The organism is Streptomyces sp. NRRL S-37 (assembly GCF_000721605.1).
In the GTDB taxonomy this organism is placed as follows: Bacteria; Actinomycetota; Actinomycetes; order Streptomycetales; family Streptomycetaceae; genus Streptomyces.
The window spans coordinates 1-1,107 of sequence record NZ_JOIZ01000080.1 but is presented as its reverse complement, the minus strand read 5'-3'; the positions used below and the strand labels follow the sequence as shown (position 1 = coordinate 1,107).

At 70.8% G+C, this 1,107-nt stretch carries 1 protein-coding gene; it reads right to left on the bottom strand.

Annotated features, from left to right (window positions below; all coding sequences use genetic code 11):
- On the bottom strand, positions 1-1,107 hold a 1,107-nt coding region (locus tag IH50_RS0136770), incomplete at both ends, for a condensation domain-containing protein (RefSeq protein ID WP_030872964.1).

Here is a 1,107-nt window from a genome sequence, read left to right as displayed (position 1 = left end):
ACCGTCCAAAGCCCCCTCCAACGCCGTCACCAGGCTCTCCACAGCCGTGACCACCAACACCGCCACCGCCTCCGGATCAACCGGAGCAACCGCGTCGACAGCCAGCCCCATTGCCTGGCCACCATCGTTGACGGCGACCGACAGCGGGTAGTTGGTCCGCTCCCGCGCAAGAAGAGTCCGGAACCCTTGGACGTCCTTGTCCTCGGCCGCCGAGTGCTCGGGAGAAGGACTCGTGTTGTGCCGGTAGTTGAACAGCGACGTGAACAGAGGGGTGTCCCCCGGCACGCCACTGGCCTGCTGCGCCAGGGCGAGCGGCGCGTGCTCGTGCTCGAGGAGCGCGGCCAGCTGGCCGCGCATCGCCTGCACCGCGGCGAGGACGCCAGTACCACCGTCCAGGCGTGCCCGCGTCGGCAGAGTGTTGATGAAGGGACCCGCCACCCGGTCGGACCCCGCACCGGCATTCATCCGTCCGAAGAGCACCGTGCCGAAGACGACGTCATCCCGTCCGCTCAGCGCACCCAGCACCCGCGCCCACGCCACATGCATCACCGTGGCCGGACTCGCCCCCGCGCGCCGCGCGACCTCGCGCAGACGCACTGTCAGGCCATCGTCCATCTTGGTCACGGCACGCGACACATCTGCGCCCGCACCACGCACATCCACCAGACCGTACGGTGCGGTGGGCTCGGTGACGTCGCCCAGCAGCTCGGCGAAGTACCGCTCGTGCGCAGCCCGCTCCACCCCGCCACGCGCCTGCGCGACAAAGTTCCGGAACGGCAGCGCCTCGGCCAGCTGGTCACCCCGGCCCGCGAGGAACGCCTCCACCTCGGCCAGCAGGAGTTCCAGGCCCGTGTGGTCCTGGATCATGTGATGCACGCGGACCAGCAGCAGCCGGCGGCCGTCCGCGACAGCCGCCGCGTGCAGCTGGAGCAACGGCGCCCGGCGCAGGTCTACCGACAGGCCACCGACGGCCAGCAGTTCCGCCACCGGGTCGGCGTCGTGCGGGTTGAGCTGTACCTCCTCGACGGGGAGCTCGGCGTGCCGCCACACCACCTGCACCGGCTCGCGCAGGCCCTCCCACACGATGGCCGTGCGCAGGATGTCGTG